General features: G+C 68.1%; 13 protein-coding genes. 3 read left to right on the forward strand and 10 right to left on the reverse strand.

The annotated features are described in order from the left end of the window. Positions 1-67: 67 nt before the first annotated feature. The 4 genes from EV382_RS31295 to EV382_RS31310 all read right to left on the reverse strand — a co-directional run bounded on the left by EV382_RS31295 (position 68) and on the right by EV382_RS31310 (position 3,782). Positions 68-814 (reverse strand): AfsR/SARP family transcriptional regulator, encoded by a 747-nt coding sequence (locus EV382_RS31295; RefSeq protein ID WP_130407850.1) that lies wholly within the window; start codon positions 812-814, stop codon positions 68-70. Positions 815-834: 20 nt separating this feature from the next. After that, a complete protein-coding gene (locus tag EV382_RS31300) occupies positions 835-2,649 on the reverse strand; it encodes an ABC transporter ATP-binding protein (RefSeq protein WP_130407852.1) in 1,815 nt (604 codons plus the stop codon). After that, the gene (locus tag EV382_RS31305; protein WP_130407854.1) at positions 2,646-3,170 is read right to left on the reverse strand and encodes a TlpA disulfide reductase family protein; all 525 of its coding nucleotides are present in this window, start codon (positions 3,168-3,170) and stop codon (positions 2,646-2,648) included. Before EV382_RS31305 ends, EV382_RS31300 begins: the two co-directional genes overlap by 4 nt. Before the next feature lie 66 nt (positions 3,171-3,236). Next, positions 3,237-3,782: a MauE/DoxX family redox-associated membrane protein gene (locus EV382_RS31310; protein WP_130407856.1), complete on the reverse strand. Its 546-nt coding sequence runs from the start codon at positions 3,780-3,782 to the stop codon at positions 3,237-3,239. Between the two features lie 161 nt (positions 3,783-3,943). Here EV382_RS31310 and EV382_RS31315 point away from each other — a divergent pair, with 161 nt between their 5' ends. Beyond that, complete coding sequence (locus tag EV382_RS31315) at positions 3,944-4,411, forward strand: S26 family signal peptidase (RefSeq protein WP_130407858.1); 468 nt, start codon at positions 3,944-3,946, stop codon at positions 4,409-4,411. A gap of 58 nt (positions 4,412-4,469) precedes the next feature. Here the strand turns inward: EV382_RS31315 and EV382_RS32985 are convergent, their stop codons facing one another. Further along, entirely contained in the window at positions 4,470-4,634 is a 165-nt protein-coding gene (locus tag EV382_RS32985) for a hypothetical protein (RefSeq protein ID WP_165435891.1), read from the reverse strand. Here EV382_RS32985 and EV382_RS31320 point away from each other — a divergent pair. After that, positions 4,633-7,617 (forward strand): glycoside hydrolase family 3 protein, encoded by a 2,985-nt coding sequence (locus tag EV382_RS31320; protein WP_130407860.1) that lies wholly within the window; start codon positions 4,633-4,635, stop codon positions 7,615-7,617. The genes EV382_RS32985 and EV382_RS31320 overlap by 2 nt on opposite strands. Before the next feature lie 51 nt (positions 7,618-7,668). Here the strand turns inward: EV382_RS31320 and EV382_RS31325 are convergent, their stop codons facing one another. Genes EV382_RS31325 through EV382_RS31335 form a run of 3 tightly spaced genes read right to left on the reverse strand, consistent with a single transcriptional unit; the run spans position 7,669 to position 11,143 of the window. Continuing rightward, complete coding sequence (locus EV382_RS31325) at positions 7,669-9,726, reverse strand: CotH kinase family protein (protein ID WP_425272015.1); 2,058 nt, start codon at positions 9,724-9,726, stop codon at positions 7,669-7,671. Next, positions 9,723-10,544, reverse strand: coding sequence for a polyphosphate polymerase domain-containing protein (locus tag EV382_RS31330; RefSeq protein WP_130407862.1), 822 nt, complete (start codon positions 10,542-10,544; stop codon positions 9,723-9,725). Before EV382_RS31330 ends, EV382_RS31325 begins: the two co-directional genes overlap by 4 nt. Then, entirely contained in the window at positions 10,541-11,143 is a 603-nt protein-coding gene (locus tag EV382_RS31335; protein ID WP_130407864.1) for a DUF4956 domain-containing protein, read from the reverse strand. The genes EV382_RS31330 and EV382_RS31335 overlap by 4 nt, the downstream gene beginning before the upstream one ends. A 718-nt stretch (positions 11,144-11,861) precedes the next feature. On the opposite strand from EV382_RS31335, the gene EV382_RS31340 reads away from it, so the two are divergent. Next, positions 11,862-14,555 carry an RICIN domain-containing protein gene (locus EV382_RS31340; protein WP_130407866.1) on the forward strand — a complete coding sequence of 898 codons (2,694 nt, stop codon included), beginning with the start codon at positions 11,862-11,864 and terminating at the stop codon, positions 14,553-14,555. 131 nt (positions 14,556-14,686) lie between these two features. Here the strand turns inward: EV382_RS31340 and EV382_RS31345 are convergent, their stop codons facing one another. Next, positions 14,687-14,908, reverse strand: a complete 222-nt coding sequence (locus EV382_RS31345; protein ID WP_130407868.1) for a hypothetical protein — start codon at positions 14,906-14,908, stop codon at positions 14,687-14,689. Between the two features lie 67 nt (positions 14,909-14,975). After that, positions 14,976-15,881, reverse strand: a complete 906-nt coding sequence (locus EV382_RS31350; protein ID WP_130407870.1) for an ion transporter — start codon at positions 15,879-15,881, stop codon at positions 14,976-14,978. Positions 15,882-15,988 lie beyond the last annotated feature (107 nt).

The raw sequence follows: 15,988 nt of genomic DNA on the forward strand, positions 1-15,988 counted from the left end.
AGGGGCACGATGTCATCGACCGCTTACGATCCGCTAACGCTGCGCTACGCCCACGTGGGTTCCGGTGTCACTGCGGGTTTCCGGCGCGAATGATGCTGACCAGGCGGCCGATTCGTCGGCCAGGTGTGACCCCGAGGTCGCCGGCCAGGATTCCGCATAGCTGGTCGTGGGCGGCCAGGGCGGCGGCGACGTCGCCGCGTCTCATGTGTGCCTCGATGAGATGCTCCCAGGCCCGCTCCCGGTACGGCCATTGGCGGACGAGGGGCTCCATCGCGTCGATGACGGAGTTGTGGTCACCGAGGACGAGTTGCGCCTCGGCGAGATCCTCCATTGCCCGCCACCGTCGCTCGTCCAACGACGCCGCCAGCACCGCCACCCCGGGCGAGCGGGCGTCGACGCAGGCATCCCCGCGCCACAGCCGTAGTGCCGCGGAGAGGGCCGCGACCCGGCCATCGGCCCCTTCGGGGAGGCGTGCGGCGGCTCCACGTCGCATCAGCTCGTCGAAGCGGGCGAGGTCGGTCGACGCGAGACGCGCGCTCAACACGTAACCCGGCGGGCGGGTCTGCAGGATGTGCACGGCATCCGGGCCGCCGAGTCGTACGAGGCTCTGCCGCAGGGCGGAGATGTGCCCCTGCAGCTTCGTCGTCGCCGTCATCGGCGGATGGTCGTCCCAGATGACTTCGATGAGACGGTTGACGCCGACCACGGTGTCCAGGTTGAAGGCGAGTGCCGCCAGGAGCGCCCGCCGTCCCAGGCCGCCGACGGGCATCGGTTGCCCGCCGACGGATGCCTCGATCGGACCCAGCAACGACACTCGGAGCAGCGTGTTAGCGTTCACATCGAGGTCCGAGTGGAGATCGCGTCGTCGTAACCGGACGCTTGGAGAAGGAACAGCTCTGCATAACGTCCTCCCGCTGCCATCAGCTCGTCGTGACTGCCCTGTTCGAGGATGCGGCCCTGGGACAGGACGGCGATGCTGTCCGCCTCCCGGACCGTGTTGAGCCGGTGAGAGATGAGCAGGCTGGTGTGTGTGCGACGCAGCGACATCAGCCGTCGGTTGATCTCGTGCTCGGTCTCCACGTCGAGACCGGACGACGGCTCGTCGAGGATCAGCATGTCGGCCTCCTCGCGGAGGGCGGCTCGGGCGAGGGCCAGCCGCTGCCACTGCCCGCCGGACAGCACTACGCCCGCCCCGCTGGCGTCGCCGTCGCTGAAGGCTCGCGTCAGCATGGTGTCGTACCCGCGCGGAAGCGCGTTCAGGGCGGAGTCCAGGTCGGCAGTGCTGGCCGCCGCCCGTACTCGCGCGCGATCGTCGAGGGCGCTGATGTCGCCGACCGCGATGTTGTCGTGCGCGGAGAACTCGTACGTCATGAAGTCCTGGAACGTCGCCCCGAGGCGAGCGCGCAGCGACGCCGGGTCGATGGTGGCGATGTCGACGCCGTCCCACCGGATGACGCCCTTGTCCGGTATGTGGAAGCCGCAGAGGAGTTTGACCACTGTCGACTTGCCGGCGCCGTTGTCGCCCACCAGCGCGAGAGACGAGCCGCTGGGGATCCGCAACGTGAGGCCCTGTAGCACCCAGTCGTGCTCGGGGGCGTAACGGAACCAGACGTCGTCGAACTCCAGGCCCTGCCGCAGCGGCGGCAGGGCAGGCAGCGGAGCGGCACGCCGGGATTCGCGGATCACGGCGGTGATGTCGACGTAGTGGCCGAACACGATCATCGTCTCGCCGAGCATCGCTATCTGCCGGACCAGGCTAGACGCGGACGTCTGCAACGCGGTCAGCGCCGCGATCACGACCACCAGGTCGCCGGCGGTGCCCTGCCCGGATGCCACCCGGGCGACGAAGACGGCCAGCGCGCCCAGCGACACGACGCCGGTCAGCGTCGCGAGAGCGCTGTCGACCCACAGGGCCAGTCGGTCCTGATGGCGCTCCTGCGCCTGGGCCGCCCGCAGCTCCCGCAGAAGACGGCCCTGAAAGAACCCGCCGAGCCCGAACAGTCGGATCTCCTTCGCGGCGCGCATGTCCAGCAGGAGCGCCGCGTAGAACGCCTGCCGGCGGAACATCGGCACGGTGCGCTCGATCATCGCGCCCCGCATGCGGGCCAGTCGGATCTGGGCCACGAGGGTGGGCAGCACGGCCAGCAGGACCAGCGCGCTCACCAGAGGAGACCAGCGCACCAGCGTCACGCCGAAAGTCACGATGGTGATCAGCGCCTGTCCGATCCCCAGGACGATGCTGTTGAGCTGGGTCGGCGCGAAGCGGCTCGCCTCGTGGGCGAGTCGAAGCCGATCGTGAAACGTGCTGTCCTCCAACTCGGTCAGGCGTGGGTGCGCCGAGACCGCGGTGAACAGCTCCTGCTGGGTACGTATCGTGACGCGGCGTTCCGCGTCGCGCTGTGCGTATTGAGAGATGTGCAGGATCAGGGGCGACACGATGGCCAGCCCGCCGAAACCGGCGACACCGAGCCAGATCGTCGAATTATCGTTGGCGGAGAGGCCGTCGATGAGCGCTCGCGTGAACCACGCGGTGCCCACCGCGGTCAGGCCACCCACCACCATGATCACGATGCTGACCACCGCCGCCCAGGGTGCGGCGCCGAAGTAGATTCCGAACGCGCGACGCATCAGCGCTGCCGACCGCCTCATCGGCTGCCCAGAACCTCGCTCAGATCATGCCCGCGTGCCGCCAGTCGCCCGTCCGCGCCGAACAGCACGAATGACGGAGTGCCCTGCACCTGGAAGGCGGCCATCACCGCGCTCGGGCTGTCGTCGATGACGAGGAGGCCGGCCTTTTGCAGCGTCGGGCCAAGTTCGTCGGCGGCGTCCTCACCCACGCTGAGGAAGCTCAGCACCCGCACATCTGTGCTCGCGATTTCCTGCGACCGGTCCGCCAACGCCTCCGCCTGCGCGGGGCAGTGCCGGCACCCGGCCGAGAAGAATCCAAACAGGACGGGGCTGCCCGCGAGGTCGGCGTTGGAGACCTGGCCGTCCGGCGATACGAAATGTGGAATGGGGCTGCCGATGGGCAGACCGGAGGCGGGCGGCGAGGTCATGTCGATCAGTTTCGCCTCCGTCTCTCGCAGCCGCCGAATGACTGCGGCGCTCAGTGCTAGATCGGCGAGGACAAGCGCTGCGAGTATGGCGACAGCGGTGGACAGGAACAGCACGGTGGGCTCCTTAAATCGGTGCGTCAAAGCGCAGCGCGCGAGGGTGCGCGTTCGATTGAGAGGGAATTAACGCGCGTGTTCAGCTCCACGGAAAAGCCAGGTGAGGTCGTCAAGCCTGACCAGCGTCGTGATGATTACCCCGGCCAGCGCGAGAGCCAGGATGAATTGCGGAGGCGTCAACCCGGCGAGTGATAGCCCGGGGTGGGCGACGGTGCCGACCAGGGCACCTGCGGCAGCGGCGGCGAGGAAGCCGCTGCGACCGACGTGGCGCCACGCGACGGGCGTCTCCGACGGGCCGAAACAGTGACACCCAGCGGCGGAACCACGTCGGACAGCGCGCGCGAGCGCCCAGGCGAAAGCGCCGAAGAGCAGCACCGCCACGGCCAGGCCGACGGCCGCGCCGCCGGGCCACAGAACGAGGGTGAGTACGGCGACCTCGGCCGCGATCGAGGCGGCCGCCACGGGGCGGGACCAGCGCGCGGGGCTGACCCGCAATTCCGTAATGGCCTCGGCGAAAGCCTGGAAACTTAATCTGTTTCGTACCTTACCGATGACGGATATCGCAAGAACGCCAGCCAGAGTCAATATGGTCGTGACAACAGCGACACCCATGACGTTCCCCCGTTCCCCGTGGCAGCCAGATGTCGAGGAGCCCATGTCGTACGGGCCCAAGGACTTTGACCGGGAATGCGAGGATACTGGTGTGTGTCGATGTTGTCAACGGCTTGATTCGACGGGGTAAACATGGGAGTAATATTCCCGGAGGGGGGCGTATGACCGACGAGTCGCAATTCTTGCCCGCTGTCGTGGGAGGGCTTGCCGCGCTTCTGGCGTCCGTTGCCGGCGTTGTTGTGGCCCGGCGTCGCTTCCTGATCGTCGATGTTGTGGGGCACAGTATGGTGCCCAGCCTCGCGCACGGCGACCGCGTCCTGGTCCGCCGAACGCGGCGATTCCGGACCGGCGGCATCGTCGTCGCACACCATCAGGAGGGTGGGCGCCGGACCGCCGCTGGCTCTGGTCCGTCCGCCTGGCTCGTCAAGCGTCTCGCCGCGCTGCCGGGCGACGGTATTCCGGAAGCGGTCGCCCCGGCCGTCGACGGTGGGGTGCGGCGGGTGCCGGCCGGCATGGCCGTGCTGCTTGGTGAAAATCCGGGCAGCGTCGACTCGCGCCGGTGGGGCTTCGTTCCGCTGAGCGACATTGAGGGCGTGGTGGTCAGGCGGCTGAGGTCGGGTGCCGGGTAGCGCGCCCCGGTGTTGCCGAGCCATAGGTGTCCATCTATAGTTGCGCGGATCACAACAATCATGGCCGTGGTGACGCGGCCGGGTCGTCGAAGCGCTTCGACGATTCGTCGTACAGGCCCGTCAGCCGGGTGTCGAGCCTGGTCACGCCGGCCTCGGCGCCCGCTGGGCGTTTGTCGCTCGGCGCCCGCTGGGCGTCGGTCGTACGACCTGAGGAGAACCGCATGCGGAACTGGCGCCTCCGGCGCGGAATCACCGCGCTCGCGCTTGCCCTGCTCGCCCTACCGGCCGTCCCCGGCACGGCGCTCGCCGAGCCCACCTACCCGTTCCGGGATCCCGACCTACCCGTGCAGACCCGGGTCGATGACCTGCTCGGCCGCCTGACCCTGGACGAGAAGATCTCCTGGTTGCACCAGTACCAGCCGGCCGTTCCCCGGCTGGGCATCGGCCTGTTCAAGACCGGCACCGAGGCGCTGCACGGCGTGGCCTGGTCGACCGACATCGACAACAACGGCGCGGTGGTCAAGGCTCGCGGCACCGCCTTCCCCCAGCCGGTGGGCATGGCGAGCACCTGGAACACCGACCTGATCCGGCAGGTCGGCTCGGCCGTCGGCGACGAGGCGCGCGGCTACCACGCACAGAACCCCCGGGTCTGGGGGCTCAACCTGTGGGCACCGGTGGTCAACCTGCTGCGCGACCCCCGGTGGGGCCGCAACGAGGAGGGCTACTCCGAGGACCCGCTGCTGACTGGCGCGATCTCCACCGCGTACGGCTCGGGAATGACCGGCGGTGACCCGAACCATCTGAAGAGCGCACCGACCCTCAAGCACTACCTGGCCTACAACAACGAGGTCCGGCGCGACGTGACGTCCTCGAACGTGCCGCCCCGGGTGCTCAACGAGTACGACCGCGCCGCCTTCAAGCCAGCCATCGCCGCCGACGCGGCGACCGGGATGATGGCCGCGTACAACCTGGTCAACGGACGTCCCGCGACAGTCGACCCGGACCTGGCCACGGTGGTACGCGGCTGGACCGACCAGACCCTGATGAACGTCACGGACGCCTGGGCGCCGAACAACCTGGTGAACTCGCAGAAGTACTACCCCACCCAGGCCGAGGCGAACGCGGCGATCATCAAAGCCGGCCTCAGCAGCTTCATCACCGACGACACCAACGCCCAGCCGACAATCACCGCCATCAAGCAGGCCCTCGCCACCGGCCTGCTCACCGAGGCGGACATCGACGCCCGGATTCGGGACATCCTGACCATCCGCTTCCGGCTGGGGGAGTTCGACCCGGGCGGCGGCCGGTACGGCGGCATCACCCCGGACGTCATCAACAGTCCGAAACACCAGCGACTGGCCCGGCAGGCCGCCGGCGAGGCGATGGTGCTGCTGAAGAACGAGCGGCAGGCGCTACCGCTGGACCCGGCCCGGACCGGCAAGGTGGCGGTGCTCGGCCCACTGGCCGACACCCTCTACACCGACTGGTACGGCGGCGACCTGCCGTACCAGGTGACCGCGCTCGGCGGCATCCGCGAACGGCTGGGCGACTCGGCCAGTGTGAGCGGGCTCGACGGGGCGGACCGGATCGCCCTGAAGGACGCGGCGACCGGCCGGTACGTCACGGCCACCGGCACCACCGACGCCAACCCGGTCACCGCGACCGGCGTCAGCGCCTCCCTCGACGCCCAGTTCGACGTGGTCGACTGGGGCCAGGACGTGGTGACGCTGCGCAACGCCGCCAACGGCCGCTACCTCGGCTACAACTGGGGGCCGTTCCTCACCCGCGACGAACAGCCGAACGGTTGGTACGTCCAGCAGCAGTTCAAGCTGGAGCCGCAGACCGACGGGACGGTGGTGCTGCGTTACGTCGGTTACGAGACCAAGGAGAGCTGGTTCGGCGCCGACACGTACCTGACGGTCGGCGACGACGGCGCCCTCAAGCTCGGCGCCTCGACCCCGGCCGCCGCGACCCACTTCAGTCGTGAACTGATCAGCAGCGGCATCGACCGGGCCGTGGCGGCGGCCAAGGCGGCCGACACCGCAGTGCTGGTGGTCGGCAGCAACCCGTTCATCAACGGCCGGGAGGCGCACGACCGCACCTCCACGGCGCTGAGCGCCGGCCAGGAGGCGCTGGTCAAGGCGGTGGCCAGGGCCAACCCGCGGACCGTGCTCGTGCTCCAGACCAGCTACCCGGTCACCATCCGGTGGGAGCAGGAGCACGTACCGGCCATTGTCTGGACCACCCACGCGGGCGCGGAGACCGGGCACGCAATCGCCGATGTCCTCTTCGGCGACCGCAACCCGTCCGGCCGGCTCACCCAGACCTGGTACCGCTCGGACTCGCAACTGCCGCCGGACCTGCTGGAGTACGACATCATCTCGTCGCGGCAGACCTACCTGTACAGCACCGCGAAGCCGCTCTACCCGTTCGGCCACGGGTTGTCGTACACCCGTTTCCGGTACGGGCAGCTGCGCGCCGGCGCGCAGTCGGTCGCCGCCGACGGCACCATCACGGCCCGCGTCGACGTGACGAACGTCGGCAGCCGGGCCGGGACCGAGGTCGTGCAGCTCTACACCCACCAGCGCACCTCGCGGGACACCACGCCGATCCGCCAGCTCAAGGCGTTCCAGCAGGTGAAACTCGCGCCCGGACAGACCCGTACCGTGACAATGCGCCTGCCCGTCGCGGACCTGGCTCACTGGGACGTCACCCGGAGCCGGTGGGTGGTCGAGTCGTCCGTCCACGACCTGATGGTCGGGGCGTCCGCCGAGGACATCCGGGCCCGCGCCGCGGTCCAGGTTCGCGGTGAGACGATCCCGGCCCGGGACCTGTCCCGGCCCACCAGGGCGGAGAACTTCGACGGGTACGCCGGGGTCCGGCTCGTCGACGAGACGAAGCCCAGCGGTACGGCGGTCGGTGCCACCGCGGCCGGTCAGTGGATCTCCTTCGAGGGTTCCGCGCTGCGTGCGGACGCGCGTACCTTCACCGCGAAGGTTGCCAGGGCCGGCGCGGGTGCCGGCACCGTGCAGATCCGGTTGGGGTCGCCCACCGGCCGGCTGCTCGGCACGGCCACCGTGCCCAGCACCGGTGACGACTACCGGTACGTCAGCACCAGCACCGAGTTGGCCCGCGCGGTCGGCACTCGCGACGTGTACCTGGTGTTCGACTCTCCGCTGCGGCTGTCGGAATTCTCCATCAGCTGAGCGGGTTCGGGGCCGGGTCGATCGTCGACCCGGCCCCGGGCCGTTGGCTGGTCAGCTCGCCGTGCAGGTCAGCGTCGGGGTGCTCGGCGTACCGGTGGACGAGCCGAGGAACCCGAACGTGGTGCTGGCACCGGCACCCAGTGCGCCGTTGTAGGCGACGTTGCGGGCGGTGACCGTGGACCCCTGGCTCGTGACTGTCGCGTTCCAGGCCTGGGTGACGCTCTGACCACCGGGGAAGGTCCACGTCACGGTCCAGTTGCTGATCGCCGAGGTGCCGGCGGTGACCCGTACCTCGCCCTGGAAGCCGCCGGTCCACTGGTTGGTCATCGCGTACGTCGCGGTGCAGCCGGCCGCCGGCGGCGGCGTCGTGGGCGGTGGGGTGGTCGGTGGTGGGGTCGTGGGCGGCGGCGTGGTGACGGAGCCACCCCAACCGGCGGTGGAGTCCAGCCAGGCGGCGCGTCGCAGCATCCAGTCCTGCATGACCTGGACCTGGCCCTGCCAGGTGGGCGAGGTCGGGGTGCGGAAGAAGCTGACCGTCGGCGCCGTCAGGATGGGCCAGCGTTGGAAGTTGCGCTGGGCCGCGTTGGTCAGCGGGGTCGCGAGGGCGTTGATCCGGGTCTGGAGCGCGGCGTCGGAGAGCAGGCCGCGTCGGAGCGTCTGCCAGCGCGATCGGGCCTGGTTGACGAACGCGGGGTCCCGCAGCAACTGGGCGAACCAGTCGTTCGCCGACGGCTGCCGGGTCTGCTGATGCTGCCAGCCCGACACCTGGTCGTTGGCGAAGAACCCGCCGACGCCGAAGCTGAGGTCGAAGTCCCACAGCGGACCCGCGAAGATCTTGCTGTCCCGGTCCTTGTAGAAGTGCGAGCTACGGACGTACGCGTCCATCTCCCGACTCAACTCGTTGATGATCATGAGGTCGATGAAGGAGTCGACATCGATGTACTTGCGGTAACCGGTGGTCGGGTCGGCGAAGTTCGACGAGTGCAGCACGTCGTGGAACTCCTGGATGTGACCGCGTAACCAGTCCCGTTGTTGCGGTTGCAGGGGCGACGGATCGGCCACCTCAAGGTAGTTCCAGCAGGTGGCGGCCGGCCCGGTGCACGGCAGCGTGGGCTCCTCGGCCGCCATCCACTCGAACTTCCAGATGTACCCGCCCTGGATCTTCGGCAGGGTCACATCGTCTTCGTCCAACTGCTTCAGGTCGAGGCGGTCCTTGGAGTTCTTGATCGTCTCCATGAACATGTAGACGCCCATGTAGTCGCTGGCACCCACCGGGCCGGCGTCCGTGTTGAGATAGAACTCGACAAACCGGTAGCGCGGCGCCGGCAGCCCCATCTCGCGTCCGAGGTCGTAGACGAGCGCCTCGCGGATCAGCGCCTTGTCCGGGAACGGGCCCCGCAACACCCAGTCGGAGTCGGCGGGCATGCCCAGCACCGGGTAGTCGGCGTCGTCGTCCTCGTTGTCCCAGAACTCGACGCGGAACGGCGTCTTCTCGAACGTCGCGGACGAGTTGCCGCGCAGCCGGAACCCGGCTCGGGTGCTGAGGGTCGGGGCGGCCGCCAACGAGGTGGTACCACCGCCCGCCGGTTCGAACATCATGGTGGTGGCGTCGAAGTACTCACGATCTGGCCGACCCGCGCCGTACGAATCGATCAGCACCACCGGCAGGTCGTGCGCGGTGGTGACGTTCTGCGCGGCGTACATGGCGGTGCCGGGCGCGCCCGTCGGGGTCTGGTCGACGAACGCCTGTGCCCGCAACTGGGTGGTGCGGGTGAAGCGCAGCGCCGAGCCGGAATAGAGCGACGACTGGGCGGTGGGCGGCTGCCCGTTGGTGGTGTAGCGGATCTGGGCGCCGCTGACCGTGCTGCTCAGCGTCACCGCCACCTCCCCCTGGAAGGTGCCGCTGGGTACGGAGAAGATGATGTCGCCGGTCAGGTCGTCTGCCGCGGCCGGTGCGGCGACGGGTCTGGCGGCCTGGCTGGCGGCTACGGGTTCGGCGCCGGCCTGTGGCGAAGACACCACGAGCAGCCCTGCGACGAACACGGTGGCGGCGGCGATCCCGGCGGCACGAAGTGCCACCATCGGGAGACCGGTGTTGCGGGTGGTCATGCGCACGATGCCTCCTGTCCTGATCGGGTGGGAACGGTCAACTCCGAGAGCGCCGAGGGCGGGTTGGCGCGGAAGTGGCGGCGTAGCGTCCGCCGCCATGGCACGTCGGGTAGGTCCATGCGGAGAGCCGCGAGACCGGTGGCGTACTTCGAGATGCGGACCGGCCTGGTCCCGCGCTGCCACAGAATGCGGTCGACCAGTGAGGCGGCCGAGCTGGTCTTGGTCTCGACGACGGCGATGCCGGGCAGTCGCAGGGCGCGGTCGCCGTTCTGCCAGGTGAGCCCGGTGTCGATGGTGACCCGGCTCGCCGTTCTCGGTAGCAGCAGAGTGGAGCGACGGTAGCTGGTGACCAGCACCGGCTCGAACGGGCTGGCCGCCAGGTCGGACAGGATCGACTCCCGATCGAGCACGTCGTTCACGAAGCCGCGCCCGGACCGGACGGTGCGGCGGTCCTCGGCGAGATACGGCAGTCGGTGCTTGGTGACCCGTCCGCGCGCGCCGCTGAGCTTCACCTCCAGCCAGCACTGGGCCGAGTCGAGGTAGGTCCGGGTCCGCACCTTGAAGCGCCGACGCCGCCGGTACGCGGCGCAGTGGTAGCTGGCCAGACCAGGCGTGTCGAAGTACACCGACTCGTACCGGAAGCTGCGCTCACCATCGATCTCCAACACCCTGGCGTACGGGGTGAGCTGGTCCAGCAGGCGCGGCAACTCCTCGACCGCGACCACGTACTTGCGGTCCACCCTGCTCTGCAACGCCGCGCGGTCGATCACCTCGGCGAGGGCGATCGGCGTCAGCCTCGCCAGCGGTGGCGCGCTCATCGGAGCGCTCCGGCCCGCACGGGTCCGCCGGTGCCGGCCGTTCCGCTGCGCCGGGCGACCGAGTACCGGACGTCGACCACTGTGGTCTCGTTGACCAGGTCGAGTCGCTGGACGATGGCGTTGTGCACGCGGGCGTTGAGCAGTTGCTCCAGATGGGCGACGAGGGCGACCTGGTCGGTGACGGCGGAGTCGAGCACCATGATCTGGTGCCGGTAGTGCCGGAGCAGCCGCCGGTGATCACCGACGAACATCACCGCGACGATGAGTGCCATCAGGCCCCCGCTGAGCCAGACCGAGGTGGTGCTGAGCGCGCCGAGAATGCCCAGTGCGAGAGCGCTGAAGTAGTACGCCACCTCGTGCTGGTCGAGCTCCGTCGACCGGAGTCGGATGATGGAGAGCACCCCGAACAGCGCCAGCCCCAGTCCGAGCCCGGCACCGACATCGCTGGCGCTCAGCGCGCTGGCCACCGCGAGGACGCCGACGTTGACCCCCAGGTACGCGACGACCAGGTCGCGCCGACGGTGTCGCGGGAAGTAGAGCCCGAAGACGAGCAGCGCCACCGCGCAGATGTCGATCGCGAACAGGACGAGCTGCGACATCGCTGGGTTCCTCCTGATGTGCCGCCGGAACGGGCCGCCGCCAGGCCGCCGTCGCTGCGTGGCGACCTGCGGAAGGTGGCCAGCCCTCCGGATTACTTTTCGGTAAAGTTTCGGTATTTCGTTGGGTGACTGTAAGCAAAACATCAATGCAAGTCAATGCGTCAGCCATGCCTGGACCCGGGCCTCCTGGGCTGATGGCAGGGGATCAATGCGGCTGACATGGGCGTCCCTGCGGGCGTTGCCTCGGGTCATCGGGTCGCCGAAAATTTCGGAGTCTTTCGGGTGCGGCCGTTGTGCCCTGTGGTCAACGATTCAGCTCCAAAGGAGCGCCGCGGCGCCTGTGCCCCCTGGATGGGCTGCTCCCCGTCGGCCGCAGTTGTCGCAGGTCCGGCACCCCCGGGCCGGTTCCTGGTGCGCTCGTTCCTCAGTCTTCGGTGTGGCCGCCACGGCAGATTCGTCGGACGACGTTGACAGGGGTGAGTGGCCAACATGGCCGATCTGCCCGATCCTACCGCATTTGCACATAGACGCCCTCCAATTGACGGTTGCATTGGTCAGACGTGTGACCTACGCTCCCAGTAAGAATTTCGGGGCGGTTAACAAAGAGTGCGGTCGGGGCGACGGAAGTCCCGCCGGCCCTTAGTGGCGTCGCTGTTCCGTACTCGTCGCTCGATACGCACTTTTGGCACCACATCGACGGCCAGTGAGAGGAACAGACGTGAAGTCAGCCATATCCACCGCGCGACTGTCAGTGTTGGCGGTGGCGGCGCTCGTCGCCGCAACGCTGCCGGCCGTGCTGACAAACCAGCTGCCGGCCTCGGCCGCAGTTCAGGCCACCTACTATGTCGCGCCGGACGGTAACGACGCCAACCCGGGCACGTTGCAGTCCCCGTTCAAGACGATCCAACGGGCGCGCGACGTCGTTCGGACGATAAACGCGAGCATGACCGGCGACATTGAGGTCTACCTGCGCGGTGGTCGTTATCCGGTCAGCAGCACCATCGAGTTCGGTGCCGCGGACTCTGGCGCCAACGGGTTCCGGGTCAGCTATGCCGCCTACCCCAACGAGACGCCGATCCTCGACGGCGGTGTCCCGGTGACCGGGTGGAGCCAGCACAGCGGGAACATCTGGAAGGCGCCACTGAACCGCGCCAACAAGCTGCGGGCGCTCTACGTCAACGACAAGCGCGCGTACATGGCGTCGAAGACGGTCAGCTCGGCGGGCTGCTACGGGACGTACAACATCAGCGCTGGTCAGGCCTCCTGGGCCTGGGAGTCGGGGTCGCAGTGCGACGGCGCGAGGTACAGCCAGAACGACTTCCCCGCCATCGCCCGCAACCAGGACGACATTGAGATCGAGACGGGCACGACCTGGACCACGGCCATCGTGGGGGTCCGTCAGGTGACCACCGACGGCACGAGCCGGGTCGCCCTGCTCCAGCAGCCGGGCGGGGCCATCGCCCAGGGCGCGTTCAACGGCAACGCCCAGTCGGGTGGCACGCACAAGCTGATGAACGCCTACGAGTTCCTGGACGCGCCCGGGGAGTTCTACTTCGACAAGGGCACCCAGACGGTCTACTACTACAAGGCCAGCTCGGAGAACATGTCGACCGCGTCGGTCTACGCGCCGAACAACGTCAGCACCCTGTTGCGGGTCGCCGGCACCTCGACGAGCAGCCACGCGCGCAACATCACCTTCTCCGGCCTGACGGTGCAGCACTCCGACTGGAACCTGTTCAACGTCGCCGGTTCGTCCTTCAAGCAGGCGCAGCAGGGCAACCTCGGCGCCCAGGTGTACGCGAAGGGCAACTTCCACGTCTACTACTACCGCAACGTGGATGTCACTCCCGCCATGGTCCAGGTGCAGAACGCCGACGGGATCCTCCTGAGCCGCAACCGGATCCAGCACACCGGTGGCGACGGCATCAGCATGGTCAACGACGTGCAGAACTCGCAGTTGATCGGCAACCACACCAACGACGTCGCCGGGTCGGCCATCAACATCGGTCACCCGCAGCACGTCTTCATCGGCGACGGCACGTCGAGCAACAACGAGAAGTACTCTCCCCAGGTCGAGGGGCTGCCGAAGAACATCGACATCAAGAACAACTACCTCTACGACAGCGCCGTCCTGTTCAACGGGCACAGCCCCATCTCGGCGTACTTCGTCGACACCCTCACGATCCAGCGCAACCGGATCGAGAAGGCTCCGTGGTCGGGCATCACCCTCGGCTGGGGTTGGTGGAACTTCGACGGATCGTCGGGCTCGATCACGCCGAACCGACCGACCACCACGGCGCGCAACAACACCATCAGCTACAACCACATCATCGACACGGTGCAGCGCCTGAGCGACACGGCGCCGATCTACACGCTCGGCAGCCAGCCGGGGACCACGATCACCAACAACTACCTCCAGGGCGTTCCCTCGGGTCACAAGTACGGGCTGCACCCGGACGAGGGATCGGCGTTCATGACGTTCCGGGACAACGTCCTGAGCATCGACAAGAACGTCACCTGGATGATCAATTCCGACGACTGGGGTCGGAAGCACGATCTGAGCATCACGCAGATCTACGGCCCGATCAACAAGGTCTCGAACAAGAACCTGCCGAACAGCACGGTCGCCGACATCCTCGTCTCCTCCGACTATGTCTGGCCGGCGGCGGCGTACAGCATCGCGGCCAACTCCGGCCTGGAGGACGCGTACCGGAACATCATTCCGGCGAACACCTTCTCCGCGCCGAACTATGTGTTGCCGGCCAGCACGTTCGTCACCAGCGCGACCGCGTCGATTCCGATCCGCAGCCTCGGCGACGCCACCAAGTCGGTCTGGCTGGCTCCGTACGGCACGACCACCTTCACCGCCGGAGCGACGATGACCAGGGCGGCCGGCACCGCCACGTCCATCGCCGTGCCGAGCACGCAGGGCGAGTACCGGGTCTACGTCGTCGACGCACAGGGCAACCGGTCGGCCGAGTCGACCTCGATCGTCCGGCAGCAGAGCGGTGGCGGCGGTCAGGGGAACGGCCAACTCGTGGGTGGCCAGTCCGGTCGGTGTGTGGAGGTGCCCAACTCCTCGACGACCAACGGCACGCAGACGCAACTCTGGGACTGCTCCAGCGGCACCAACCAGCGGTGGACCCAGACCGCCAGCAAGCAGCTGACCGTCTACGGCAACAAGTGCCTGGACGCGTCCGGGGCGGGCACGACCAACGGCACCCAGGTCATCATCTGGGACTGCCACGGTGGGCTCAACCAGCAGTGGAACCTCAACAGCAACGGCACGATCACGAACGCCCAGTCCGGGCTCTGCCTCGACGCCAATGGCGCCGCCACCGCGAACGGCACCAAGATCATCCTCTGGTCCTGCAACGGCGGCATGAACCAGCAGTGGACGCTGCGTAGCTGACCCGACCAGACCCCGGGGCCAGGCCGACACGGGCCTGGCCCCGGCCATCTCTGCTGCCCGTAGCTGTCGCAGGTCCGGCGTCCCTGTGGTTGGGCGGGAAACTGTGTCCCCAGCCGGCGCTGCCGACGTCGTTACTTGGCGGCGCTCAGGGCGACGATTGCCTGGGCGGTGCGGAAGTACGGGCTGCGACCGAGGTCGCCCACGGTGGTGATGTTGAACGCCTCCTTGAGCAGTTTGGCGTCTCCGGCGCTGACGCCGGTGAGGGCGTTCACCGGGGAGTCGACCAGCTCGGCGAGGGTCTTGTCCTGGTAAGCCTTGACGACGAGCTTGCTGAAATCTGCGGTGACGCTCACGCGATCTCCTCGGAACAGTGGGTGGGACATCTCACCCGGAAGCGGAACTAGCGGGGGAATTAGATCATCACGGACGAACAGAGTCCACAGGGGACGGTCGTGCGTCACGTGCCCTGCCCGTGGCCTTCGGCAGCCGGTGCTCCAAGTCGGCGATGATGGTGTGTAGCTGTGCCAACTGTTCGTGCACGGACGGCTCGCTGACGTCATCGCTGATCTCCGGCTGGCCGGCACGAGCCGCTGCCGCGCGTTCCTCCTGATGGGCTTCGTCCAGGGCGTTCAGGACCACCCCCACCAGGAGGTTCGTCAGCAGATAGCAGGCGGCGACCATGTACGAGACGTAGTACAACACCGCCCACTCGGTGACCTCCCGGCCGGCCTGGAGGGTGTCGGTGATGCCGTCCAGCGACAACAGCAGGAACAGCGTGAGCATCGCCTGCCCCACTGTGCCGTACCGCTCGGGAATCGCCGTACCGAACAACATCCAGCCGAGCATCGCGTACCCGTACAGCACGAGGACCGTGACCAGGAGAAAGCTGCCGAGCCCCGGAAGGCTGCGCCGGATCCCGACGAGGATCACGCGCAGACTGGGGAAGAGGCGGAACGCGCGGACGATGCGGGCGAGGCGCAACAGCCTCAGCATCGTGATGTTCTCGCGTATCCCGGGCATCAGCGGAGCCGCGACGATGATCAGGTCGAAGACGTTCCACGGATCTCGGAAGAAGTCGCCGGGCCGTCGCAGGTACGCCCCGAAGCGCGCCAGGAGCTCGGCCACGAAGTACACCAGACACGCGTACTCGATTGTCTGCAGCGGCGCTCCCGCCACCGCGATCGATCGGCCGTACGTCTCCAGTCCCAGCGCCAGCGCGTTGAGGACGATCACGACGAAACTGGCCAGACTGAACCAGGGGGCGGCCGTCAACTCCTGGCACGCATCGGCCAGCCGGTGCAACCGAGGGGTTGCTGCGCTCGTCATCGTTCCTCTTCGACCCGTTCGGGATCATGTTGCGGACCAGCTCACCGCATCTCCGGGGCCGCGTGGGCCGATTGTCCGACCGGAGTGACGGCGGTGGCGGCCACCAG

This window comes from Micromonospora violae (assembly GCF_004217135.1).
Taxonomy (GTDB): domain Bacteria; phylum Actinomycetota; class Actinomycetes; order Mycobacteriales; family Micromonosporaceae; genus Micromonospora; species Micromonospora violae.